16 protein-coding genes and 4 tRNA genes are annotated in these 24,035 nt (G+C 59.7%); 4 read left to right on the plus strand and 16 right to left on the minus strand.

Features of this window, described 5'->3' with window-relative positions; all coding sequences use genetic code 11:
• Positions 1-203: 203 nt before the first annotated feature.
• The 13 genes from rpoC to GTP45_RS20240 all read right to left on the minus strand — a co-directional run bounded on the left by rpoC (position 204) and on the right by GTP45_RS20240 (position 14,184).
• Complete coding sequence (gene rpoC, locus GTP45_RS20180; RefSeq protein ID WP_161015665.1) at positions 204-4,433, minus strand: DNA-directed RNA polymerase subunit beta'; 4,230 nt, start codon at positions 4,431-4,433, stop codon at positions 204-206.
• A gap of 72 nt (positions 4,434-4,505) precedes the next feature.
• Complete coding sequence (gene rpoB / locus GTP45_RS20185; protein WP_161015666.1) at positions 4,506-8,615, minus strand: DNA-directed RNA polymerase subunit beta; 4,110 nt, start codon at positions 8,613-8,615, stop codon at positions 4,506-4,508.
• A 267-nt stretch (positions 8,616-8,882) separates the two neighbouring features.
• Positions 8,883-9,260 (minus strand): 50S ribosomal protein L7/L12, encoded by a 378-nt coding sequence (gene rplL / locus GTP45_RS20190; protein ID WP_161015667.1) that lies wholly within the window; start codon positions 9,258-9,260, stop codon positions 8,883-8,885.
• Positions 9,261-9,347: 87 nt separating this feature from the next.
• A complete protein-coding gene (rplJ, locus tag GTP45_RS20195; protein WP_161015668.1) occupies positions 9,348-9,881 on the minus strand; it encodes a 50S ribosomal protein L10 in 534 nt (177 codons plus the stop codon).
• 250 nt (positions 9,882-10,131) lie between these two features.
• On the minus strand, positions 10,132-10,827 hold the full coding sequence (gene rplA, locus GTP45_RS20200; protein WP_161015669.1) for a 50S ribosomal protein L1: 696 nt from the start codon (positions 10,825-10,827) through the stop codon (positions 10,132-10,134).
• 2 nt (positions 10,828-10,829) lie between these two features.
• A complete protein-coding gene (gene rplK / locus GTP45_RS20205) occupies positions 10,830-11,261 on the minus strand; it encodes a 50S ribosomal protein L11 (RefSeq protein WP_072789258.1) in 432 nt (143 codons plus the stop codon).
• 120 nt (positions 11,262-11,381) lie between these two features.
• A complete protein-coding gene (nusG, locus tag GTP45_RS20210) occupies positions 11,382-11,996 on the minus strand; it encodes a transcription termination/antitermination protein NusG (protein WP_161015670.1) in 615 nt (204 codons plus the stop codon).
• Entirely contained in the window at positions 11,996-12,379 is a 384-nt protein-coding gene (gene secE, locus GTP45_RS20215; protein WP_161015671.1) for a preprotein translocase subunit SecE, read from the minus strand. The genes nusG and secE overlap by 1 nt, the downstream gene beginning before the upstream one ends.
• A 36-nt stretch (positions 12,380-12,415) precedes the next feature.
• A tRNA-Trp gene (locus GTP45_RS20220) sits at positions 12,416-12,491 on the minus strand.
• Positions 12,492-12,562: 71 nt separating this feature from the next.
• On the minus strand, positions 12,563-13,753 hold the full coding sequence (tuf, locus tag GTP45_RS20225; protein WP_161015607.1) for an elongation factor Tu: 1,191 nt from the start codon (positions 13,751-13,753) through the stop codon (positions 12,563-12,565).
• A gap of 85 nt (positions 13,754-13,838) precedes the next feature.
• Positions 13,839-13,913: transfer RNA gene (locus GTP45_RS20230), tRNA-Thr, on the minus strand.
• Between the two features lie 55 nt (positions 13,914-13,968).
• Positions 13,969-14,042: transfer RNA gene (locus GTP45_RS20235), tRNA-Gly, on the minus strand.
• Between the two features lie 57 nt (positions 14,043-14,099).
• Positions 14,100-14,184: transfer RNA gene (locus GTP45_RS20240), tRNA-Tyr, on the minus strand.
• A 208-nt stretch (positions 14,185-14,392) separates the two neighbouring features.
• On the opposite strand from GTP45_RS20240, the gene GTP45_RS20245 reads away from it, so the two are divergent.
• On the plus strand, positions 14,393-17,653 hold the full coding sequence (locus tag GTP45_RS20245) for an EAL domain-containing protein (RefSeq protein WP_161015672.1): 3,261 nt from the start codon (positions 14,393-14,395) through the stop codon (positions 17,651-17,653).
• 91 nt (positions 17,654-17,744) lie between these two features.
• Here the strand turns inward: GTP45_RS20245 and GTP45_RS20250 are convergent, their stop codons facing one another.
• The 3 genes from GTP45_RS20250 to GTP45_RS20260 all read right to left on the minus strand — a co-directional run bounded on the left by GTP45_RS20250 (position 17,745) and on the right by GTP45_RS20260 (position 21,694).
• Positions 17,745-19,328: a DUF3369 domain-containing protein gene (locus GTP45_RS20250; RefSeq protein ID WP_161015673.1), complete on the minus strand. Its 1,584-nt coding sequence runs from the start codon at positions 19,326-19,328 to the stop codon at positions 17,745-17,747.
• Between the two features lie 76 nt (positions 19,329-19,404).
• The gene (locus GTP45_RS20255; protein ID WP_161015674.1) at positions 19,405-20,445 is read right to left on the minus strand and encodes a J domain-containing protein; all 1,041 of its coding nucleotides are present in this window, start codon (positions 20,443-20,445) and stop codon (positions 19,405-19,407) included.
• Between the two features lie 106 nt (positions 20,446-20,551).
• Positions 20,552-21,694 (minus strand): class I SAM-dependent methyltransferase, encoded by a 1,143-nt coding sequence (locus GTP45_RS20260; RefSeq protein WP_161015675.1) that lies wholly within the window; start codon positions 21,692-21,694, stop codon positions 20,552-20,554.
• Positions 21,695-21,717: 23 nt separating this feature from the next.
• Between GTP45_RS20260 and GTP45_RS20265 the strand changes: the two genes are divergently transcribed.
• The 3 genes from GTP45_RS20265 to ttcA are packed head-to-tail and all read left to right on the plus strand — an operon-like array spanning position 21,718 to position 23,844.
• Entirely contained in the window at positions 21,718-22,503 is a 786-nt protein-coding gene (locus tag GTP45_RS20265) for an SDR family oxidoreductase (RefSeq protein WP_161015676.1), read from the plus strand.
• A 28-nt stretch (positions 22,504-22,531) separates the two neighbouring features.
• Positions 22,532-22,930 carry a dihydroneopterin aldolase gene (locus GTP45_RS20270; protein WP_161015677.1) on the plus strand — a complete coding sequence of 133 codons (399 nt, stop codon included), beginning with the start codon at positions 22,532-22,534 and terminating at the stop codon, positions 22,928-22,930.
• A complete protein-coding gene (gene ttcA, locus GTP45_RS20275) occupies positions 22,927-23,844 on the plus strand; it encodes a tRNA 2-thiocytidine(32) synthetase TtcA (RefSeq protein WP_161015678.1) in 918 nt (305 codons plus the stop codon). The genes GTP45_RS20270 and ttcA overlap by 4 nt, the downstream gene beginning before the upstream one ends.
• Positions 23,845-24,035: the final 191 nt, after the last annotated feature.

A 24,035-nucleotide genomic window follows, 5' to 3' on the forward strand; every position in this document is an offset into this window, starting at 1 on the left:
TTTCCCTGCGACAAGCCCTTGCCACGCTACTGCTCAATTATTGAGCATGCCATCGCAACACCGCTGACGTACGCGGCCGTAAATCGAGACGCGACTTATCTAAATATTTAAAAGAGATATTAATCTGCTTTGCGCACCAATTAATATATTCGAGAATAAAAAAACGGCACCCGCAGGTGCCGTTTTTATTTAGCGCAGATTAATTACGCTTCGTCGCTGTGTGGAGCCACTTCGGTGGTTTCCACGTCGGCGCCGGACATGGCGGCTTTTTCAGCTGCCAGCAGAGCTTGACGCTCTTCGACTTCCCACTGCTCTTTCTCTTTACGAGCGCGGTGGAATGCCAGACCGGTACCGCCTGGAATCAGACGACCCACAATCACGTTTTCTTTCAGACCACGCAGACCATCGCGTTTGCCCATAATTGCAGCTTCGGTCAGAACACGGGTGGTTTCCTGGAACGATGCAGCCGAAATGAACGAATCGGTCGACAGCGATGCTTTGGTAATACCCAGCAGCACGTTTTCGTACGTTGCAGGGATCTTATTCTCTGCATTAACGCGATCGTTTTCTTCCAGCAGTTCCGAACGCTCCACTTGCTCGCCAACGATGTAGTTGGTGTCGCCAGCATTGGTGATCTGAACACGACGCAGCATCTGGCGAACGATCACCTCGATGTGCTTGTCGTTAATCTTCACGCCCTGCAGACGGTACACGTCCTGCACTTCGTCAACGATGTAGCGCGCCAGGGCTTCGATACCCAGCAGGCGCAGGATGTCTTGTGGATCGGCCGGGCCGTCAACAATCATCTCACCTTTGTTCACCACTTGGCCGTCGTGCACCAGCACTTGTTTATCCTTGGTAATCAGGAACTCGTGCTTGTTGCCGTCCATGTCGGTGATTTCCAGACGCTGCTTACCCTTGGTTTCTTTACCGAAGGCAACAGTACCGGTAACTTCCGCCAGCATGCCCGCATCTTTCGGCGAACGTGCTTCGAACAGCTCGGCAACGCGTGGCAGACCACCGGTAATGTCACGGGTTTTCTGCGATTCGGTCGGGATACGCGCCAGAACCTCACCCACGGACACTTGCTGGCCGTCTTTCACCATGATCAGTGCGCCAACCTGGAAACCGATCGCCACAGCGTGTTCGGTGCCGGCAATCTTCACTTCGTGGCCATCTTCGTTCAGCAGTTTCACCTGCGGACGCATGGTCTTGGTCAGCGAACCGCGACGTTTCGCGTCGATGACCACCAGGGTCGCCAGACCGGTCACTTCGTCCACCTGACGGGCTACGGTCACGCCTTCTTCGACGTTCTCGAAACGCACCGTACCGGCGTACTCGGTAATGATCGGACGGGTCAGCGGATCCCAGGTTGCCAGGGCGGTACCGGCTTTAACGGCCAGGCCATCCTTGACGATCAGGGTCGCGCCGTACGGCACTTTGTGGCGCTCGCGCTCACGGCCGTGGTCGTCGGTGATCAGGACTTCGCCCGAACGGGAAATGACGATTTGCGCGCCTTTGCCGTTGGTCACATAACGCATGGTCGAGGTGAAGCGGATGGTGCCGTTCGACTTGGCTTCCACCGACGACGCCACTGCTGCACGCGATGCCGCACCACCGATGTGGAAGGTACGCATGGTCAGCTGGGTACCCGGCTCACCGATCGACTGCGCTGCCACCACACCAACTGCTTCGCCGGCGTTGACCAGCAGGCCGCGGCCCAGATCACGGCCGTAGCACTTGGCGCACAGGCCGTAGCGGGTGTCGCAAGTCAGCGGGGTACGGACTTTGACTTCGTCGATACCAACGCGTTCGATCTCTTCCACCATGTCTTCGTCCAGCAGGGTGCCGGCTTCGTACAGGGTAGCCTGGGTTTCTGGATTGACGATGTCAGTACCAGCCACACGGCCCAAGATACGGTCGCGCAGGGCTTCGATCACTTCACCGCCCTCAACCATTGCCTTCATCACGGTACCGTTGCTGGTGCCGCAATCGTCTTCAATCACCACCAGATCCTGGGTCACGTCCACCAGACGACGGGTCAGGTAACCCGAGTTTGCGGTTTTCAGTGCCGTATCCGCCAGACCTTTACGAGCGCCGTGGGTCGAGATGAAGTACTGCAGAACGTTCAGACCTTCGCGGAAGTTCGCGGTAATCGGCGTTTCAATAATCGAACCGTCCGGTTTCGCCATCAGACCACGCATACCCGCCAGCTGGCGAATCTGTGCGGCCGAACCACGTGCGCCCGAGTCAGCCATCATGTAAATCGCGTTGAACGATTCCTGGGTCGACTTGGTGCCGTCACGCTTGATGACGTCTTCCACTTTCAGCTGGTCCATCATGGCCTTGCCGACTTCGTCGGAAGTCTTGCCCCAGATGTCGACCACTTTGTTGTAACGCTCGCCAGCGGTCACCAGACCCGAAGCGTACTGCTGCTCGATCTGTTTGACTTCCGACTCGGCGGTCGAAATCAGGGTGACTTTTTGTGGCGGTACCAGCATGTCGTCCACGCAGATCGAAATACCGGCGCGGGTTGCCAGGCGGAAGCCCGACTGCATCAGCTGGTCAGCGAACACCACGGTAGCGCGCAGGCCGCACTTACGGAACGAGGTGTTGATCAGCTTGGAAATTTCTTTCTTCTTCAGGGCGCGGTTCAGCACGCTGAAAGGCAGACCTTTCGGCAGAATTTCCGACAGGATGGCGCGGCCAACCGTGGTTTCGTAACGGGTCACGGTGCGAACGAATTCGCCCGTCGCTGGATCTTTTGGATGCTCAACGATACGTACGGTAATACGGGTGGTCAGTTCCACTTCCTTGTTGTCGTAAGCACGGATGACTTCCGACACGTCAGGGAACAGCATGCCTTCGTTCTTGGCATTGATCGCTTCGCGGGTCGCGTAGTACAGACCCAGCACGATATCCTGCGAAGGAACGATCGATGGTTCGCCGTTCGATGGGAACAGGATGTTGTTCGAAGCCAGCATCAGGGTGCGGGCTTCCATCTGTGCTTCGATCGACAGCGGAACGTGAACTGCCATCTGGTCACCGTCGAAGTCAGCATTGAATGCCGCGCAAACGAGTGGGTGCAGCTGGATTGCTTTGCCTTCGATCAGGACTGGCTCGAACGCCTGGATGCCCAGACGGTGCAGGGTTGGTGCACGGTTCAGCATGATCGGGTGTTCGCGGATCACGTCTTCCAGGATGTCCCAAACCACTGGTTCTTGAATCTCAACCAGTTTCTTGGCAGCCTTGATGGTGGTCGCCAGACCCATCAGTTCCAGCTTGTTGAAGATGAATGGCTTGAACAGTTCCAGCGCCATCAGCTTCGGCAGACCGCACTGGTGCAGTTTCAGCTGCGGGCCCACCACGATCACCGAACGGCCCGAGTAGTCGACGCGCTTACCCAGCAAGTTCTGACGGAAGCGGCCGCCCTTACCCTTGATCATCTCAGCCAGCGATTTCAGCGGACGCTTGTTGGCGCCAGTCATCGCTTTGCCGCGACGGCCGTTGTCCAGCAGCGAGTCTACCGCTTCTTGCAGCATGCGCTTTTCGTTACGCGTGATGATCTCTGGAGCGCGCAGCTCCATCAGGCGTTTCAGACGGTTGTTACGGTTGATGACGCGACGATACAGGTCATTCAGGTCCGAGGTCGCGAAACGGCCGCCGTCCAGTGGCACCAGTGGACGCAGTTCCGGTGGCAGCACCGGCAGTACTTCCATGATCATCCACTCAGGCTTGATGCCCGAACGCTGGAACGCTTCCAGCACTTTCAGACGCTTGGCGTATTTCTTGATCTTGGCTTCGGACTTCGATTCCTTCAGTTCCACGCGCAGGGTCTCGGCATCGCGGTGGATGTCGATCGAGCGCAGCAGTTCGCGGATACCTTCAGCGCCCATGAAGGCGGTGAAGTCGTCGCCGTACTCTTCGTACTTGGCGGCGTAGTCGTCTTCCGACATGATCTGGCACTTCTTCAGCGGGGTCATGCCTGGATCGGTCACGACATATGCTTCGAAGTACAGCACGCGTTCGATATCGCGCAGGGTCATGTCCAGAACCATGCCCAGACGCGACGGCAGCGATTTCAGGAACCAGATGTGCGCAGTTGGCGACGCCAGTTCGATGTGGCCCATGCGCTCACGGCGCACCTTGGCCAGCGTCACTTCAACGCCGCACTTTTCGCAGATCACGCCGCGGTGTTTCAGGCGCTTGTACTTGCCGCACAGGCATTCGTAGTCTTTGATTGGGCCAAAGATTTTGGCGCAGAACAGACCATCGCGCTCTGGCTTGAAGGTACGGTAGTTGATGGTTTCCGGCTTTTTAACTTCGCCGTAGGACCACGAACGGATTTTTTCAGGCGAAGCGAGACCGATTTTGATCGCGTCAAAGGTCTCGTTCGTCTGTACTTGCTTGAATAGATCGAGCAGTGCTTTCATGTATCACTCCAGGTAGTGATGAATTCTTAAACTGCCCCGCCGGCGAAAGCCAGCGGGGCGGCGGCCAGTGTCTTAGTTGCGTTCCAGGTCGATATCGATACCCAGGGAACGGATCTCTTTCACCAGCACGTTGAACGATTCCGGCATGCCGGCATCGATCACGTGGTCGCCCTTGACGAGGTTTTCGTACACTTTGGTACGGCCATTCACGTCATCGGACTTCACGGTCAGCATTTCTTGCAGCACGTACGATGCGCCGTACGCTTCCAGTGCCCACACCTCCATCTCACCGAAGCGCTGGCCACCGAACTGGGCTTTACCGCCCAGCGGCTGCTGCGTCACCAGCGAGTATGGACCGGTCGAACGCGCGTGCATCTTGTCGTCCACCAAGTGGTGCAGTTTCAGCATGTGCATCACGCCCACGGTCACTTTACGTTCGAAGGCTTCGCCAGTGCGGCCGTCGTACATGGTGACCTGGTTTTTCGACGCGGTCATGCCCAGCTGGGTTGCGATCTCGTCCGGGTAAGCCAGATCCAGCATGCGGCGGATTTCCGACTCGTGCGCACCGTCAAACACCGGCGTTGCGAACGGCACACCTTTTTTCAGGTTGTGCGCCAGCTTCATGATCTCTTCGTCGTCGAACTTGTCCAGATCTTCAGGACGGCCGGTTTCGTTGTAGACCGTGGTCAGATACTTGCGCATCTCTTCCACTTTAATCTGCTGCGCCAGCATTTCGCTGATACGGATGCCCAGGCCTTTCGCTGCCCAGCCCAGGTGGGTTTCCAGAATCTGACCCACGTTCATACGCGACGGCACACCCAGCGGGTTCAGCACCACGTCGGCCGGCGTACCGTCGGCCATGTGCGGCATGTCTTCCACCGGCACGATACGCGAGACCACACCCTTGTTACCGTGGCGGCCTGCCATCTTGTCGCCCGACTGCAGGCGGCGTTTAACGGCCAGGTACACCTTGACCATCTTCTGCACGCCAGGTTGCAGTTCGTCGCCCTGGGTCAGTTTCTTGCGCTTCTCTTCGAAGGCCAGATCGAACTGGTGGCGCTTCTCGTTGATCGATTCCTTGATCGCTTCCAGCGCGGTAGCAGCGGCGTCGTCCGCAGGGCGGATGTCGAACCAGTGGTACTTGTCCAGATCAGCCAGGTATTCCTTGGTGATCTTGGCGCCTTTGGCCAGCTTCTTCGGACCGCCGTTGACCACTTGGCCAATCAGCATTTTCTCCAGACGCTGGAAGGCGTCGCCTTCCACGATACGCATCTGGTCGTTCAGGTCCAGACGGAAGCGCTTCAGTTCGTCGTCGATAATCTGCTGGGCGCGTTTGTCGCGCACGATGCCTTCGCGGGTGAACACTTGAACGTCGATCACGGTGCCGACCATGCCCGAAGGCACGCGCAGCGAGGTGTCTTTCACGTCCGATGCTTTTTCACCGAAGATGGCGCGCAGCAGCTTCTCTTCCGGGGTCAGCTGGGTTTCGCCTTTAGGCGTCACTTTACCGACCAGGGTGTCGCCGGCCTGGACTTCAGCGCCGATGTACACGATGCCGGATTCGTCCAGGCGAGCCAGTTGGTTCTCGGCCAGGTTCGAGATATCGCGGGTGATTTCTTCCGCGCCCAGCTTGGTGTCACGAGCAACCACCGACAGTTCTTCGATGTGAATCGAAGTGTAGCGGTCATCTTTTACGACGTTTTCCGAGATCAGGATCGAGTCTTCGAAGTTCAGACCATTCCATGGCATGAAGGCCACGGTCATGTTCTGGCCCAGTGCCAGCTCGCCCAGGTCGGTCGATGCGCCGTCGGCGATCACGTCGTGCTTGGCGACGCGGTCACCAACCTGCACGATAGGACGCTGGTTGATGTTGGTGTTCTGGTTGGAACGGGTGTACTTGATCAGGTTGTAGATGTCCACGCCGACTTCGCCAGCTTGCGCTTCGTCGTCGTTAACACGGATCACCACGCGGCCTGCATCGATGTAGTCGACGATACCGCCACGCAGCGCTTGCACGGTGGTGCCCGAGTCGACCGCAACGGTGCGTTCGATACCGGTACCGACCAGCGCCTTTTCAGGACGCAAGCAAGGTACAGCCTGGCGTTGCATGTTGGCGCCCATCAGTGCACGGTTCGCGTCATCGTGTTCCAGGAATGGAATCAGCGATGCTGCCACCGACACGATCTGGCCTGGCGCAACGTCCATGTACTGCACGCGCTCTGGCGACACCAGGATGGTTTCACCGGCTTCACGCGAGGACACCAGTTCGTCGACCAGCTGGCCTTCGTCGTTCACCTTGGCATTCGCCTGGGCGATGATGTAGCGGCCTTCTTCGATTGCCGACAGGTAGTCGATCTGATCGGTGACTTTCGAACCTTCTACCTTGCGGTATGGGGTTTCCAGGAAGCCGTATTCGTTCAGGCGGGCGTACAGTGCCAGCGAGTTGATCAGGCCAATGTTCGGGCCTTCAGGCGTTTCGATCGGGCACACGCGGCCGTAGTGGGTCGGGTGCACGTCGCGCACTTCAAAGCCGGCGCGTTCGCGGGTCAGACCGCCAGGGCCCAGAGCCGATACACGGCGCTTGTGGGTGATTTCCGACAGCGGGTTGGTCTGGTCCATAAACTGCGACAGCTGCGACGAACCGAAGAACTCGCGGATGGCGGCCGAGATCGGCTTCGAGTTGATCAGGTCGTGCGGCATCAGGTTGTCAGCTTCAGCTTGACCCAGACGCTCTTTCACGGCGCGCTCAACACGTACCAGGCCGGCGCGGAACTGGTTCTCGGCCAGTTCGCCCACGCAGCGTACGCGGCGGTTGCCCAGGTGATCGATATCGTCGACTTCGCCACGGCCATTGCGCAGTTCCACCAGGATCTTGATCACGGCCAGCACGTCTTCGTTCGACAGGGTCATGGCGCCGGTCAGTTCATCGCGGCCGATGCGGCGGTTGAACTTCATCCGGCCCACAGCCGACAGGTCGTAACGGTCGGCGCTGTAGAACAGGCCGTTGAACAATGCTTCCACCGATTCTTCGGTTGGCGGTTCGCCAGGACGCATCATGCGGTAGATGGCGATACGGGCAGCGGTCTGGTCGGCGGTGTCGTCGATGCGCAGGGTCTGCGAGATGTAAGCGCCTTGGTCCAGATCGTTGGTGTACAGGGTCTGGATGTCCGACACATTGCTGTCGCGCAGGCGGTTCAGCACTTCGTCGGTCAGCTCATCGTTAGCGTTGGCGATGACTTCGCCGGTGTCCGCATCAACAATGTTCTTGGCCAGCACGCGGCCGACCAGATAGTCTTCCGGTACCGAGATGTGTTTCAGGCCGGCAGCGTCGATGTCGCGTACATGCTTGGCATTGATACGCTTGTCTTTCATGACGATGGTCTTGCCGGTCTTCGGATCGACGATGTCGAAGCGCGCGACTTCGCCGCGCAGGCGTTCGGCCACGAATTCCATTTCCGCGCCTTCCGAGCGCAGGTGGAAATTGTCGAATACGAAGAAGTTGGCCAGGATCTGCTCTGGCGTCATGCCGATGGCTTTCAGCAGGATCGATACCGGCATCTTGCGGCGGCGGTCGACGCGGAAGTACAGGATGTCTTTCGGGTCGAACTCGAAGTCCAGCCACGAACCGCGGTAAGGAATGATACGGGCCGAGAACAGCAGTTTGCCGGACGAGTGGGTCTTGCCGCGGTCGTGTTCAAAGAACACGCCTGGGGAGCGGTGCAGCTGCGAAACGATAACGCGCTCGGTACCGTTGATCACGAACGAACCGGTGGAGGTCATCAGGGGCAGTTCGCCCATGTAGACTTCCTGTTCCTTCATCTCTTTAACGACCGGCTTGGTTGGCGATTCTTTATCCAGAATCACCAGGCGAACCTTGGCGCGCAGCGGCGACGCGAAGGTCAGGCCACGCAGTTGGCATTCCTTGACGTCAAAGGCGGGATCGCCCAGTACGTACGACAGGAATTCGAGACGCGCAAAACCATTGTGCGAAACGATAGGGAAAATCGAGGTAAAGGCCGACTGCAGGCCATCGTTCTTGCGCGCGGACGGTGCGATGTCTTCTTGCAAGAAGCTGTGATAGGACTCGAGCTGGGTAGCCAGCAGGAACGGAACGTTGTGAACGTTGGCGCGCTTCGCGAATGATTTGCGAATGCGTTTCTTCTCAGTAAATGAGTAGTGCATGGACACTCCGTGAGTGACAGAAAGGGAAAAAATTTCAGGTTTTGCCTGTATTCCAGGAAGAACCGGGCTGTCTGTCACACAGACGAAACCTGAAACTTCTACCATTTCCAGCTGATTCAATTGGAACTGCAACGTCGTTACAACGCTACAAATACGACACAGACGACAAAGGAGCCAAAGCCGAAAGTTTCCCCTTTTTCAAGGGGAAACCTTCTCAGCTTTGGCTCTTGGTTGCTAAGCACATGTCTTAGCCACCGGTACAGCTAATTACTTCAGGTCGGCCTTGGCGCCAGCTTCTTCCAGCTTCTTCTTAGCGGCTTCAGCGTCAGCTTTCGACAGAGCTTCTTTCACGGTCTTCGGTGCGCCGTCTACCAGATCTTTGGCTTCTTTCAGGCCCAGACCGGTGATTTCGCGAACTGCTTTAATTACGCCAACTTTGTTAGCGCCAACTTCCGACAGAACCAGGTTGAACTCGGTTTGCTCTTCAGCAGCAGCTGCGCCGCCAGCTGCGCCGCCAGCTGCTGGAGCAGCCATTGCAGCGGCCGAAACGCCGAACTTCTCTTCGAATGCTTTAACCAGTTCGTTCAGGTCCATGACGGACATTTCGCTAACTGCGTTCAGGATGTCTTCTTTGCTAATTGCCATTTGAAACTCCAATAATTTTTTGATACGTTAATTCAGAATGCTACTTGATGGGAAAAAACCATCGACCCGAGAGTCGAAACAGCGTCTTTACGCTGCTGGGGCTTCTTCAGCTGCAACTTCAGCAGCTGGAGCGCCTTCGGATTTTTTCGCTGCCAGAGCAGCCAGACCACGTGCAAAGCCCGATACCGGAGCCAGCATAACGCCCAACAGCTGCGAGATGAGGACTTCACGGCTAGGAATGCTCGCCAACGCTGCAACAGCTGCTTTATCCAGCTGCTTGCCTGCGTAGTTACCGGCAGTGATAACCAGTTTGTCGTTGGTTTTAGCGAAGTCGGCTACGACTTTAGCTGCTGCAACGGCATCATCCGAGATCGAGTAGATCAGCGGACCGGTCATGCTGTCTGCCAGGGCGGCAAATTGCGTGCCTTCAACGGAGCGACGTGCGAGGGTGTTTTTCAACACTCGCAGGTACACGCCTTGAGCGCGCGCTTTGGCACGGAGTTGCGTCAAGTGAGCAACCTGGATGCCACGATACTCGGCCACGACGATAGTTTGCGCAGTTGCTACTTTTGCGGAAACTTCGGCAACAACGGCCTTTTTGTCATTCAGATTGAGACCCACGGTCAATCTCCTTAAATGATAACCAGCTGAATTGCCGGCCATCGGTTCGAACAACGGCGTCCGAGGTTAGGAGTCCAATGGACTGCAAAACTTGATCGGGAACACCATCTGCGTTGGGTGAAACATTCAATTAACCGGGCGCCTGCCTGATGCGCCTAGCCCAACGGTCTTTGATTGCGGCTGCTGCTTGCGCAGCAGCCATCCCAAAGAACTGCGCCAAGCTTTTCAGCTCAGCGACTAAATTTGAAACTTAAGCTGCCAGGGTAGCCTGGTCCAGACGAACGCCGGCGCCCATGGTCGACGAGATCGACACTTTGCGCAGGTACACGCCTTTCGACGAAGCTGGCTTGGCTTTGTTCAGGGCGTCGATCAGGGCAACCAGGTTGCTCTTCAGATCTGCATCGCTGAACGATTTGCGGCCGATGGTCGCGTGGATGATACCGGCTTTGTCGGTACGGTACTGAACTTGACCGGCTTTCGCGTTTTTCACGGCGGTAGCGACGTCAGGGGTTACGGTGCCGACTTTCGGGTTAGGCATCAGGCCGCGTGGGCCCAGGATCTGACCCAGGGTACCAACGATACGCATGGTGTCTGGCGAAGCGATCACGATGTCGAAAGGCATGTCGCCGGCTTTGACGCGCTCGGCCAGGTCTTCCATACCAACAACGTCAGCGCCAGCAGCTTTAGCTTGCTCGGCCTTGTCGCCCGAAGCGAACACAGCGACGCGAACGGTTTTGCCGGTGCCAGCTGGCAGCACGACCGAACCGCGAACCACTTGGTCCGACTTCTTAGGATCCACACCCAGTTGTACCGACACGTCGATCGATTCGTTGAACTTGGCGGTCGCCAGTTCTTTGATCAGAGCAACAGCGCTGTCGAACGAGTAGTTCTTGGTGGTGTCAACTTTGGCCTTGATGGCTTGTGCGCGTTTGGACAGTTTTGCCATGATTACAGACCTTCCACGGTGATGCCCATCGAACGAGCCGAGCCAGCGATGGTGCGTACAGCAGCATCCAGGTCAGCAGCGGTCAGGTCAGGGGTTTTCAGTTTAGCGATTTCTTCAGCTTGCGCGCGGGTCAGCTTGCCTACCTTGTCGGTATGTGGCTTGGCCGAACCTTTTTGCACGCCCGAGTGCTTCTTGATCAGGAAGGTCGCTGGTGGGGTCTTCATCACGAAGGTGAAGGACTTGTCCGCGAAGGCAGTGATCACCACTGGGATCGGCATGCCTGGTTCCATACCTTGGGTCTGCGCGTTGAACGCTTTGCAGAATTCCATGATGTTCAGACCGCGCTGACCCAGTGCTGGGCCGATCGGTGGGGATGGGTTTGCTTTACCAGCTGGCACTTGCAGCTTGATAAAACCAATGATTTTCTTTGCCATGATGGCTCCTATCTTGGATATGAGTAGTAGCGCCCCACCATGCGAAACTGCAGGGCGGGGCTCCTCTTTTGCCAGAATTCACTAGGGTTTTGACACCGTCGCCCGTTCTGGCGAACGGTCTTATACTTTTTCGACTTGGCCGAATTCGAGTTCGACGGGCGTTGCGCGGCCAAAAATGGTGACCGAGACGCGCACTTTCGATTTCTCGTAGTTGACTTCCTCGACGTTGCCGTTGAAGTCAGTGAACGGGCCGTCCTTGATACGGACTTGCTCGCCCACTTCGTACAGCACTTTTGGCCGTGGCTTCTCGACGCCTTCTTGCATCTGCTGCATGATCTTGTCGATCTCGCGCGCAGGAATCGGGGTAGGCTTGTTCGATTTGCCGCCGATGAAGCCGGTCACTTTGCTGGTGTTTTTCACCAGGTGCCAGGTTTCGTCGGTCATTTCCATTTCCACCAGCACGTAGCCAGGGAAGAAACGGCGTTCGGTAACCGATTTTTGGCCATTGCGGACTTCGACCACTTCTTCGGTCGGCACCAGGATCTGGCCAAATTGTTCTTGCATGCCGGCGCGTTCGACGCGCTCGGTCAGCGCGCGCTGCACGCTTTTCTCCATGCCGGAATACGCATGCACAACGTACCAGCGCTTGTTGCTCACCGGTACGCTGATTGGCGCTGCGCCAGCTTCTTGCTCAGGGGCCGCGCCCTGAGCGTCGTCTTGCACATTTTCGCTCATTATTTTCGTATGCCCAGAATGACGTCGTACAACAGGAATTCCAAAGTCTTATCCGTGCCCCACAGGAAGATCGCCATTACCAGCACGAAGGCAAACACGATGCCGGTGATCTGGGCGGCTTCGCGGCGGGTAGGCCACACGACCTTTTTCGTCTCGCGAACGGCTTCTTTGGCGAAATTCAGGAAATCACGGCCAGTCGACGAAGTCCACAAGATCAAAACGGCAAAAGCCAAACCAGCCACAAGTGCGCCTGCGCGTACCAGAGCTGGTTTGTCCGACAGGTAGTAAAAACCTATCACGCCTGCGATTGCAATGGCGATGGCCAGTACAACCTTAATCTTGTCATTCGACGTGCTGACGGTCTGCACGGATTGATTAGACATTTATATTTTACTTTCGGTGCCCTGCACCAGATTCGGTGGCAGGGGCGGAGGGCCTCGAACCCCCAACCTTCGGTTTTGGAGACCGACGCTCTGCCAATTGAGCTACGCCCCTACATAAACCCTGAAACTACAAAGGAGTCGGATTATACCACCCGGACGCCCGGGTGGCAATCTTGCTTCCTATTAGGCGATGATCTTAGCAACCACGCCTGCGCCTACGGTACGGCCACCTTCACGGATAGCGAAACGCAGACCTTCTTCCATAGCGATCGGGTTGATCAGCTTAACGGTGATCGACACGTTGTCGCCTGGCATAACCATTTCTTTGTCCGCTGGCAGTTCGATCGAACCGGTCACGTCAGTCGTACGGAAGTAGAACTGTGGACGATAGTTGTTGAAGAACGGGGTGTGACGGCCGCCTTCATCTTTCGACAGAACGTAGATCTCGCCGGTGAAGTGGTTGTGCGGCTTGATCGAGCCTGGCTTCGCCAGAACCTGACCACGCTGAACGTCTTCACGCTTGGTGCCGCGCAGCAGCAGACCAACGTTGTCGCCTGCTTGACCTTGGTCCAGCAGTTTGCGGAACATTTCCACGCCGGTGCAGGTGGTTTTCACGGTGTCGGTGATACCAACGATTTCGATCTCTTCGCCGACTTTAATGATGCCGCGCTCAACACGACCGGTAACCACGGTACCGCGACCCGAGATCGAGAACACGTCTTCCACTGGCATCAGGAAGGCGCCGTCAACTGCGCGCTCTGGGGTTGGGATGTAGCTGTCCAGCGCGTCGGCCAGTTGCATGATCGCCTGTTCGCCCAGTGGGCCGGTGTCGCCGTCCAGCGCCATACGTGCCGAACCTTTTACGATTGGCAGGTCGTCGCCTGGGAACTCGTACTTCGACAGCAGTTCGCGCACTTCCATTTCCACCAGTTCCAGCAGTTCTGCGTCGTCAACCAGGTCGCACTTGTTCAGGAACACGATGATGTATGGAACGCCAACTTGGCGGGCCAGCAGGATGTGTTCGCGGGTCTGTGGCATTGGGCCGTCAGCGGCGGAGCAAACCAGGATCGCGCCGTCCATCTGCGCTGCACCGGTAATCATGTTCTTGATGTAGTCGGCGTGGCCTGGGCAGTCAACGTGAGCGTAGTGGCGGCCCGAGGTTTCGTACTCGACGTGAGCGGTGTTAATGGTAATACCGCGTGCTTTTTCTTCTGGAGCAGCGTCGATCTGGTCGTAGGCTTTAGCTTCGCCGCCGAATTTTTTCGACAGAACGGTTGCAATTGCTGCGGTCAGGGTGGTCTTGCCGTGGTCGACGTGGCCGATGGTGCCGACGTTAACGTGCGGCTTGGTCCGCTCGAATTTCTCTTTTGCCATTTTAGACTCCTAACGATTTTGGTGTGATTGGCAGGGAACCCTGCCCAACTTTGATAGTGCTACCGTACTGCCGTATTGCGTATTCTGGTGCCCTTGACGTGGATTGAACACGTGGCCTCTCCCTTACCAAGGGAGTGCTCTACCACTGAGCTACAAGGGCTTAAGGTACTGCGCTTTACAACTGCGATGCTTGCGCATCTGAATTGCAACAACACTGGAGCGGGTGAAGGGAATCGAACCCTCGTCGTAAGCTTGGAAGGCTTCTGCTCTACCATTGAGCTACACCCGCGAGGTACTGGTTCAATTCATTTCACTTACTGCGCCACTCAGTCTTTTTGCAAAAACTTGGTGGAGGGGACTGGATTCGAACCAGTGTACTCTGAGAGAACGGATTTACAGTCCGTCGCCTTTAACCACTCGGCCACCCCTCCGCGAGGAACCGCAGAGTATGAAGCAATTTTTCTGACCCGTCAACCCTGTTTTTAACACCGCGTGAATCTTTTTCGGCGTTTCACAGAGTAACGTCTGCTTCGGGGCGAGATTTTAAACGCACAGACTGCGATTGTGCAAGTGTTGTTTTTACGTTGCATGTTTTCCTATACAATCGTCCGGTCCCTGGAGATTCTTGGAGCCGTGCATTTGAACAATCGTAGCGGTCGCTGGCCTACCTTCCTGCTTGCCAACCTGGCCCTGTGGGCCGTGTATTTCCTTGCTGGCCGTCTTGGCCTGCTACTGGCGCTGCCGCCCGGTTATGCCTCTCCCATCTTCCTCCCCGCCGGTATCGCGCTGGCCGCCTGCGTGGTGGGCGGCGCGCGCCTGCTGCCGGCCGTGGCGCTTGGTTCGCTGGCGGTGAACCTGGTAATGCCGGCGCTGAGCCCGAGCGGCATCACCCGTATCGCCGTGCTGGGCGCCTGCGCGCCGGCGGTTGGCGCCGCGCTGCAAGCGTGGGTCGGCAGCACCCTGTTCCGCCGCTACATCGACCAGGCCATCGGCTCCGGCCGCGACGTGGTGCGCTTCATTCTGCTGGCGGCTGGCGTGACCGTGGTGTCGAGCACGGTGTCGCTGTCCGGCATGCTGTTCCTGGGCATCATCCAGCGCGACTTCGTGGCCAACGACTGGCTGGCGTGGTGGATGGGCGACACCATCGGCATCCTGCTGGCGGCGCCGCTGACCTGGATCGTGATCGGCCGTCCGCGCGCGCTGTGGGCGCGCCGCCGCACCCTGGTCGGCTTGCCGCTGATGCTGTCGGCCGCCGCCTTCATTGCCATCTACCTGCAAGCGGATCGCTGGGAAAACAGCCAGCAGCTGCAAACCTTCCGCCTTAAGGCGCAGCAGACCGGCGACTTGCTGCAATCGCAGTTCAGCGAGCACGAGCGCTTTATCTACGCCATGGCCAAGGCCTTGAACGACCCGCGCCGCAGCATCAATCCCGATGATTTCAGCAACCTCGCGCACGGCTACCTCGACCAGCGCCCCGAGCTGCTGTCGATGGGCTGGCTGATGCCGGTGGCCGGCAGCGAGCGCGGCGCTTTTGAAGCGTGGGCGCGCCAGCAAGTCGATCCGAAATTTTCCATCCGCGATCTCGGCCACCAGTCCGAACCGATGCCGGCGGCGGCCCAGCGCGAGCGCTACTTTGCCGTCACCTTTGTCGAGCCGGCGGCCGCGCGCGACTACGTCGGCCTCGACTTCCTGTCCGAAGAACGCCGCGCCGCCGCGCTGGAGCGCGCCATCCAGTCCGGCCAGCCGACCGCCACCGCGCCGCTGCAATTTGCCCGCACCCTGCCCGGCACCGGCTTACTGTTACTGCAAACTGTACACCCGAACAACAACCACAAGCAGGCGGTCGGTTCGCTGCTGATCGCCATGCAGTTCGAGGCCTACCTCAGCCAGGCCCTGAAGCGCTCCGAGTTCCCGCACTTCCTGCTGCGCTTTGAAGACACCGACGACGACGGCCCGCGCCGCGTGGTGCAAGACACGCTGGGCCGCCCGGCGCACGCTGGCGACTACCAGCGCCAGCTGCACTTTGGCGGCCGCATCTACGAGCTGACCCTGGCGCCGACGCCGGCCTACCTGCAACAGCAGCGCGGCTGGCAAAGCTGGACAGTGCTGACTTGCGGCCTGCTGCTGACCGGCCTGCTGGGCACCTTGATGATGCTGATCTCCGGCGAGCGCGCGCGCATCCAGGCCGAGGTCAAAGACTCCACCTCGCGCCTGCGCCAGCGCGAAGCGCGCCTGCAAGCGATCCTGAACAAGGCCGCCGACGCCATCCTCACCATCGACAGCAACGGCGCGCTGATGTCGGCCAACGCCGCCGCCGGCCGCCTGTTCGGCTATGCGCCGGAAAAAATGACCGCGCTGCCGCTCGACAAACTGATCCCGGTCGGCATCGGCGAAGCAGCGGGCCTTGATGCAGCAGGTTTGCTGCGTATGATCGCCTGCGGCGTCACCCACGAATACGAACTGCCGGGCTGGCGCAGTGACGGCAGCGAATTCCCGCTGGCGATGTCGGTGTCGGAAGTGGAACTACCGGACGAACATTTGTTCGTCGCCATCCTGCACGACCTGACCGAGCAGCACCTGGCGCAAGAACGCATCCACCGCCTGGCCCACCACGACACCCTGACCGGCCTGGCCAACCGCCTGTCGCTGAACCTGCGACTGGAGCAGTTGCTGGCGCAAACGCGCCGCAGCGGCGGCCAAGCGGCGGTGCTGTTCATCGACCTTGACCACTTCAAGAAAATCAACGACACCCACGGCCACGCCACCGGCGATTTGCTGCTGGTCGCCGTGTCGCAGCGCCTGCAAGAACTGCTGCGCGAAGTCGACACCATTGCGCGCCTGGGCGGCGACGAATTCATCGTGGTTACCGACGGCGCCATCACGCCGGACGAAGCCTCCAACATCGCCGTGCGCATCGTCGATGCCTTGACCGCGCCCTACCATCTGCAAGGCAAAACCGTGCACAGCGGCGCCAGCGTGGGCGTCGCCATGTTCCCGGACGACGGCGAAGACGCCGGCACCCTGATGCGCCACGCCGACACCGCCATGTACGCGGCCAAGAGCCAGGGGCGCGGCAACTTCCAGTTCTTCTCGGAAGAAATGAACAGCGCCACCCATGAACGCCTGATGCTGGAAAACCGCCTGTGGCAAGCGCTGGAGCAAAACGAATTCGAGCTGTACCTGCAGCCGCAAATCGAACTGGCGACCCAGCGCATCATCGGCGCCGAGGCGCTGCTGCGCTGGCACCATCCCGAGCTGGGCATGGTGGGGCCGGACCGCTTCATTCCGATTGCCGAAGAGTCCGGGTTGATCCTGCCGCTGGGCGACTGGGTCTTGCAGCGGGCAACCAGTTTGCTGGATTCGTGGCGCACGCCGGAGCTATCGCACCTGCGCCTGGCGGTGAACTTGTCGGCGCGCCAGTGCCACGGTCCCGGCCTGCTGCCGCATCTGGATCGCATGCTGCACAGCCACGGCATCGATCCGGCCTTGCTGGAACTGGAGATTACCGAATCGGCCGCGATGCAAGATCCAGAACGCAGCCGCGCGCTGCTGATCGAACTGCGTTCGCGCGGCATCAAAGTAGCGATTGACGACTTCGGCACCGGCTACTCGTCGCTGAGCTACCTGAAACTGTTCGAGATCGACCGCATCAAAATCGACCGCGGTTTCGTGAAAGACATCGAGAGCGATCCTAACGATGCGGTGATCGTGGCCGCCACGATTGCGCTGGCGCACTCGCTGGGCTTGGAGGTGATTGCGGAGGGCGTGGAAACCGAAGCGCAGCGCGACTTCCTGCGCGCCAAGCAATGCGACGAAGCACAAGGCTATTTGTTCGCGCGCCCGATGCCGGTGGCGCAGTTCGAGGCGATGGTGCGTAACGCCACCGCCGCCGCCGCATAATTCGGGGTCAGTTCTGCCAAACGGACACGGGCTCTACCGTAGCGACCGCTACGGTAGAGCCCGTGTCCGTTTGGCAGAACTGACCCCGGTTTTAGTCGGGCGTGCGGCCGATCGAGGGATCGCGCTCGATCATCTCCAGCAAGGCCGCCACCACCTCGGGATCGAACTGCTTGCCGGCGCGATCCTTGATGTAAGCCACCGCCTCGGTGTGCGGCCACGGCTCTTTGTACGGGCGCTCGTGCAGCAGCGAATCGAATACGTCGATCACCGCCACGATCCGCGCCGAAATCGGAATCGCCCGCTCCTTCAGCTGGTTCGGATAGCCGTTGCCATCCCAATGCTCGTGATGGCCGCCGGCGATTTCCGCGCCATAGGTCAGATAGCTCACGCCGTCCACCATATTGGCGGCGCGCTCCAGGATGGTCTTGCCGACCGCCGCATGCTGCTGCATTTCGGCGCGTTCTTCCGGCGTATGGATGCCCGGCTTGAGCAGGATGTGATCGGGCGTCGCCACCTTGCCGACGTCGTGCAGGATCGAGGCCAGGCCGATCATTTCCAGCAGCTGCGGCGTCACCTCGTCCGGGTACGAGCCGCGCTCGTGCAAGCGCTGCGCCAGCGTTGACGACAGCATCTGCACCCGCCGCACGTGGCCGCCGGTGCCGCTGTCGCGGAACTCGGCCAGGTCGGCCAGCGCCACCACGGTCGCTTCCTGCGCCTTGCGCAGCTGGCCGAACATGTACAGGTTGTCAAACGCGGCCGCGATGCGCTGGCAGAACACTTCCAGCAAGTCGCGCTGGATCTGCGCCAGTGGCCACGGCGGCGTCACCGAAATCGCCACCTCGCGGTTTTCCTGGGTGTGGATGAACAGCACGTTGGCCGGATGCTCGAACTGCGATTTCTTCTCCGCGAAAGCTTTGCAGATGGTCGGCCACAGCGGGTGCGTGGTCGGCATCAGTTCGGCTTCGTTGAGGGTGGCGTAGTTGCCGGTCGCCGCCACCACGGTGGTGACGCCGGTGTCGCCCTGCATCAGGCACAGCACGCCGTCCGAGCCGACGTCGAGGATGGCGCTGACCTGGTTCAGCACGCCCGAGGCAAACTCGCGCAGCGAATGGATTTGGTACAGATTGGTGGCGCCAGCCAGGATCTTGCCGAGACCGATGCGGCTGCGCTCCAGCATGTTCAAGCTCTCGTACGCGCGCAGCGCCGAGATCACCGTAGTGAACAGCTTTTGCGTGGTCAGCTCGGTCTTGGCTTTGTAGTCGTTGATGTCGTATTCAATGATGACGCGCTGCTCCGGCGCCTGGCCCGGCTGGCCGGTGCGCAGCACCACCCGCACGATGGAGTTGTGCAGCTCTTCGCGGATGCGCCGTGCCAGCAGCAGGCCGGCGTCGTCGGTTTCCATCACCACGTCCAGCAGCACCAGCGCGATGTCCGGCGTGTCGCGCAGGATGTCGTAGGCTTCGCGCCCGCTGTAGGCCGAGAACAGCTCCAGCTCGCGGCCCTTGAAGCTGACATTGCGCAGCGCCAGCCGCGTGACCGCGTGGACATCGACGTCGTCGTCAACGATCAGCACCCGCCACAGGCGCTGGTCTGGCGCGCCGAGGCCGCTTGCAGGAAGCTCGTCCTCGTCTTCGTCGATCAACCAGTTGTCGTCTGCGGCGTTGGAATCGGTCATGCGCAATCTCCTGTTGTTACCCTAGGATAATCAGAATCCCCCCCTGTGACAACTCTTATCGGCGTCGCCAGAAGCCCTAGTTGTTGACCGGGGACGCCCCTGCTTCCGCCCCGGCCACGGCAGTGCGGCTGGCCGCGCCGCACGCGCCGGGATTGGCGCCGGCATCGAGGTTTTGGTAACGAATTTCATATTTGCCGTTGGCCAACTTGTCGACCAGCAGCTTGTCGTGCGCCTGCACGTAGGCGTAGCGCACGTTGGCGCGGCGCTCCATGTCGTAGACCTTGATGAACACCGGCGAGGCGTTGCCGGCGTTGTCGAGCGTCAGTTGCATGTCGTCGCCGCGATTGCCGACCGGGAAGCCTTCCATATAGCCGGAACGGGCCGGCCATGGCTCGCCGTTCGGCGCCACCAGCGTTTGGGTCGGGGTTTCGCTATCGCACTCGGTGCCGGCCGCGGGCAGCACCACTTGCGACATGGCGACCACCTTGATCGGGGTCGGCTTGGCGACGTGGGCGTCCACCAGGCGCACCGTGGCCCATGCTTCGCGCAGTTCAGCCTTGGCGTCGGCGCGCGGGTCGTGCGTGCTGCGCGCGGCGATGCTGTCCGGCGTGGCGGCGTTGGCGTTGATGCCGCCCTTGCCGCCCCACGCGGCGCTCAGCATATTCGACAGCAGTTGCGGCTCGGCCACCATGGTGGCGCCGCCGGCCCAGCCCAGCGCCAGGCACACGGCCAGGCCGGCCCAGACTTTCCAGTCGCGCCGGGGCGCGCGCGGACGCGCGGTTTCATTGACGTGTTCGGGATGCCAGTCGCGCTCGTGCTTGTGCTTGTCGTGCCGGTGCGCGTGGCCGTGGCCGTCCTCGTTGCGGGTGCTCTCCAGCCATTCGATTTCCCATTCCTCGGAGGCGATCCACTCGTCGTGCTCCTTGCGGCGCTGGGCGTCGGACAAGGTCTCGTAGGCGCTGTTGAGAATGGCCATGATGCGCGCAGCCTTCTCATCACCCGGATTCTTATCAGGGTGGTATTTTTGGCTCAGCGCCTTGTACGCAGCCCGTATGACTTCCTGCGGCGCCATGCGCGACACTTTCAGGTTGTCATAGTGAGTATGTATCTTGGCCATAAACGGAAATTGACGCGAAATCAGTCATCATAGCCCATCTTAACGCATGCAACTCGCGGAGCATGCACGGAATTGACTTGCTTTTCTGCCTATTGTGTTTTTCCGTCTACAGGCGATGCGTTCGATCCTGGGCGACGATGGCATCGGGCAGCTCGACGCCCTTGCCCACCGCCAGCACCTTGAACAGCTCCCCCATCTCGGCCGGCGACACCAGCTTTTGCATGGCGCGCGCCTGCGGCAGGTAGTTGACGGCGTCGGCCGGGTCGGTGCGCAGCAACAGCTCGCCGATGCCGGCGCCGAGCAGGAAGCCGGACTGGTTCAGATAACCCAGCACGTCCGCGCCCGCATCCTGCGCCGCCAGCGCCATCGCCGTGAAATCGACGTGGGCGGTGATGTCCTGCAGGCCCGGGTAATAGAACGGATCCGGGTGGGCGTGGTGGCGGTAGTGGCACATCAGGGTGCCGGTGGCGCGCTGGTCGAAATAATACTCGCGCGCCGGGAAGCCGTAGTCGAACAGGAAGGCGGCGCCCTTGCCCATCATGCGCCCCAGCGTTGCCATGAAGCCGCAGGCTACGCCGTGCAGCTCGGTCACGTAGCCGACCGGCAGCGCTTCATGCTCGGGAATCTGGCGCTCGACTTGCGCCAGCAGTTCCACGCTGGCCGGCACTTCGAGATATTGGAAGCGGCCGTCGCTGACCGTTACCTGCAATTCCTGCCAGCCTTGCGGATTCTTGATCACCAGGTGCACCGGCATCGCATCGAGCACCTCGTTGCCAAACACCACGCCGTCAAACGACTCCGGCATGCTGTCCAGCCACTCCACTTGCGGGAAGCCGCGCAGCTTTTCCTGCTGGCGGCCGCGCAGTTCGCCGGACAGTTCGACGATGCTGTAACGCTCCACCTTGACGCCGGCGGCAGCCAGCTCAGTCAGGATATCGAACGCCAGCTTGCCGGTGCCGGCGCCGAATTCGAGGATGACCGGCGCGCTTTGGGCGATAATAGCGGCTGCAACCTGCGCCAGCGCCGCGCCGAACAAGGGCGACAGCTCGGGAGCAGTTGTAAAATCGCCATCTTTGCCTAATTTGGCGGAGCCGCCGCTGTAGTAGCCCAAACCGGGCGCGTACAGGGCCAGCTCCATGTAGCGGGCGAAGGAAATAGCACCTGAATTGCGTTCGATCTCGGCGGCGATCAGGTTCTGCAGGGCGTGGGACGCGGCCAGCGCGTCGCTAGAAGGTACGGGTAAGGACATCCCGGCATTATATCCAGTTCAAAATGATGACAGCCAAGGACAACTCAACATCCGGCGCACGCGCCGTCTTGATCACCGGCGCCGGCCGCCGCATCGGTCGCGCCATTGCACTCGGCATGGCGCAAGCCGGCTGGGACGTGGCCGTGCACTACCGCGCATCCGAAGCCGAAGCGCGTGAAGTGGCCGACCAGATCATCGCGCTCGGCCGCCGCGCCATGCTGCTGCAATGCGAGCTAGCCGACGAAGCGGCGGTACGCGAGCTGCTGCCGCGCGCCGTAGCTGCGCTGGGCGCGGTGCACTGCGTGGTCAACAACGCCTCGCTGTTCGACTACGACAGCGCCGAAGACTTCACCAGCGCCAGGCTGGACGCCCACATGCGCGCCAACGTCGCCGCGCCGCTGCTGCTGGCGCAAGCGCTGCACGCGGCCACGCCGCACGGCGGGCAAGCCGTGGTGATCAATCTGCTGGACCAGAAGCTGTACAATCTCAATCCTGATTTTTTGTCGTACACCCTGTCCAAGGCTGCGCTGCACACCGCCACCACCATGCTGGCGCAGCAGCTGGCGCCCAAGCTCCGGGTGGTCGGCGTAGCGCCGGGCATCACCATGGTGTCCGGCGACCAGACCGAAGCCGGTTTCGCCAACGCGCACCAGCAAACGCCGCTGGGCCGTTCCAGCACCCCACAAGACATCGTCGACGCCGTGCTGTATGCCGCGTCGGCGCGCGCCCTGACCGGCACCACGCTGCTGGTCGATGGCGGCCAGCACTTGCAGCCGCTGTCGCGCGACGTGATGTTTTTGGCCAAATAATTTAATTCGATTTGAAAGAAGGTTCTTCATGCTGTCCGCCCTGATCCACCCGCAATTGAACGACTGCCGCCGCCTGTTCCTGCGCAACTACGAAGTCATGATCAACATCGGCGTCTACGAGTTCGAGAAAAAAGGCGAGCAGCGCTTGCTGATCAACGTCGACCTGTACATCCCGCTGGCGGTATCGTCGCCGACCCACGACCAGCTGGAAGAAGTGGTGGACTACGACTTCATGCGCAACACCATCGCCCAGCGCATGGCGCGCGGCCACGTGCAGCTGCAAGAAACCCTGTGCGACGACATCGTGCGCTCGATGCTGGAGCACCCAAGCGTGCGCGCCGCGCGCGTGTCGACCATGAAGCCGGACGTCTACCCGGATTGCGAAGGCGTGGGCGTGGAAGTATTCAAAATTAAGGAAGCAGCATGAACGCCGTTATTGAAGAGATCAGCGCCAAGAGCGCTGAAAAAATCGCCCACGAAAACAACAAGCTGCACAAGCGCCTGTGCCGCCTGGTCGGCCAAGCCATCGGCGACTTCAACATGATTGAAGACGGCGACAAGGTGATGGTCTGCCTGTCCGGCGGCAAAGACTCGTACGCGCTGCTCGATATCCTGATGACGCTGCGCGAGCGCGCCCCGATCAACTTCGAGATCGTGGCAGTGAATCTGGATCAGAAGCAGCCGAACTTCCCGGCCGACATCCTGCCGGTCTACCTGGAAAAACTGGGCGTGCCGTTCCACATCGAAAACCAGGACACCTACAGCATCGTCAAGCGCCTGATCCCGGAAGGCAAAACCACTTGTTCGCTGTGCTCGCGCCTGCGCCGCGGCATCTTGTACCGGGTGGCCGACGAACTGGGCTGCAACAAAATCGCACTGGGCCACCACCGCGACGACATCCTAGAGACCTTCTTCCTGAACATGTTCTTCGGCGGGAAAATCAAAGGCATGCCGGCCAAGCTGGTGTCGGATGACGGCAAGCATATGGTGATCCGTCCGCTGGCCTACGTCAAAGAAGAAGACACCGAGCGCTACGCTGAAGTCAAAGGCTTCCCGATCATTCCATGTGATTTGTGCGGCTCGCAGGAAAACCTGCAGCGCAAGCAGATCAAAGCCATGATGCGCGACTGGGAAAAGAAATTCCCGGGCCGTGTGGAAAACATCTTCTCGTCGCTGTCGACCGTGGTGCCATCGCACCTGATGGATCGCGACCTGTTCGGCTTCAAAGACATCAAGGCCGATGGCATCGCCAACCCGGCAGGCGACATCGCCTTTGATGAAGAACCGTGCTCCACCCCGGCCACCGTGCCGGGCATCATCTCACTGCAACGGGAAGACTGAGGCAAATAAATCATGCCTGCTACCATGCAGGCATGATTACTCGCTTCGCCCGACAGTCCTATTGCGCCCCATGGCGGAAGTGCTTTATCGACCTATGCCCGCACAGCTTTACTGAGGGGCTGCGTGTCTGAGTAATTAGCCATAAATGCACGCTGTGCATGGCCGGGAAGATTGATAAGTATTGTTGCGCT

The sequence above is a fragment of the Duganella rivi genome (assembly GCF_009857435.1).
Taxonomy (GTDB): Bacteria; Pseudomonadota; Gammaproteobacteria; order Burkholderiales; family Burkholderiaceae_D; genus Rugamonas; species Rugamonas rivi.

Coding starts and splice junctions, on each gene's coding strand:
- GTP45_RS20270 (WP_161015677.1), top strand. CDS start 22,532: ATGCTGTCCGCCCTGATCCACCCGCAATTGAACGACTGCCGCCGCCTG.
- secE (WP_161015671.1), bottom strand. CDS start 12,379: ATGTCTAATCAATCCGTGCAGACCGTCAGCACGTCGAATGACAAGATT.
- GTP45_RS20260 (WP_161015675.1), bottom strand. CDS start 21,694: ATGTCCTTACCCGTACCTTCTAGCGACGCGCTGGCCGCGTCCCACGCC.
- GTP45_RS20250 (WP_161015673.1), bottom strand. CDS start 19,328: ATGACCGATTCCAACGCCGCAGACGACAACTGGTTGATCGACGAAGAC.
- GTP45_RS20265 (WP_161015676.1), top strand. CDS start 21,718: ATGATGACAGCCAAGGACAACTCAACATCCGGCGCACGCGCCGTCTTG.
- rplA (WP_161015669.1), bottom strand. CDS start 10,827: ATGGCAAAACTGTCCAAACGCGCACAAGCCATCAAGGCCAAAGTTGAC.
- nusG (WP_161015670.1), bottom strand. CDS start 11,996: ATGAGCGAAAATGTGCAAGACGACGCTCAGGGCGCGGCCCCTGAGCAA.
- rplL (WP_161015667.1), bottom strand. CDS start 9,260: ATGGCAATTAGCAAAGAAGACATCCTGAACGCAGTTAGCGAAATGTCC.
- rpoC (WP_161015665.1), bottom strand. CDS start 4,433: ATGAAAGCACTGCTCGATCTATTCAAGCAAGTACAGACGAACGAGACC.
- tuf (WP_161015607.1), bottom strand. CDS start 13,753: ATGGCAAAAGAGAAATTCGAGCGGACCAAGCCGCACGTTAACGTCGGC.
- GTP45_RS20255 (WP_161015674.1), bottom strand. CDS start 20,445: ATGGCCAAGATACATACTCACTATGACAACCTGAAAGTGTCGCGCATG.
- rpoB (WP_161015666.1), bottom strand. CDS start 8,615: ATGCACTACTCATTTACTGAGAAGAAACGCATTCGCAAATCATTCGCG.
- rplK (WP_072789258.1), bottom strand. CDS start 11,261: ATGGCAAAGAAAATCATTGGTTTTATCAAGCTGCAAGTGCCAGCTGGT.
- ttcA (WP_161015678.1), top strand. CDS start 22,927: ATGAACGCCGTTATTGAAGAGATCAGCGCCAAGAGCGCTGAAAAAATC.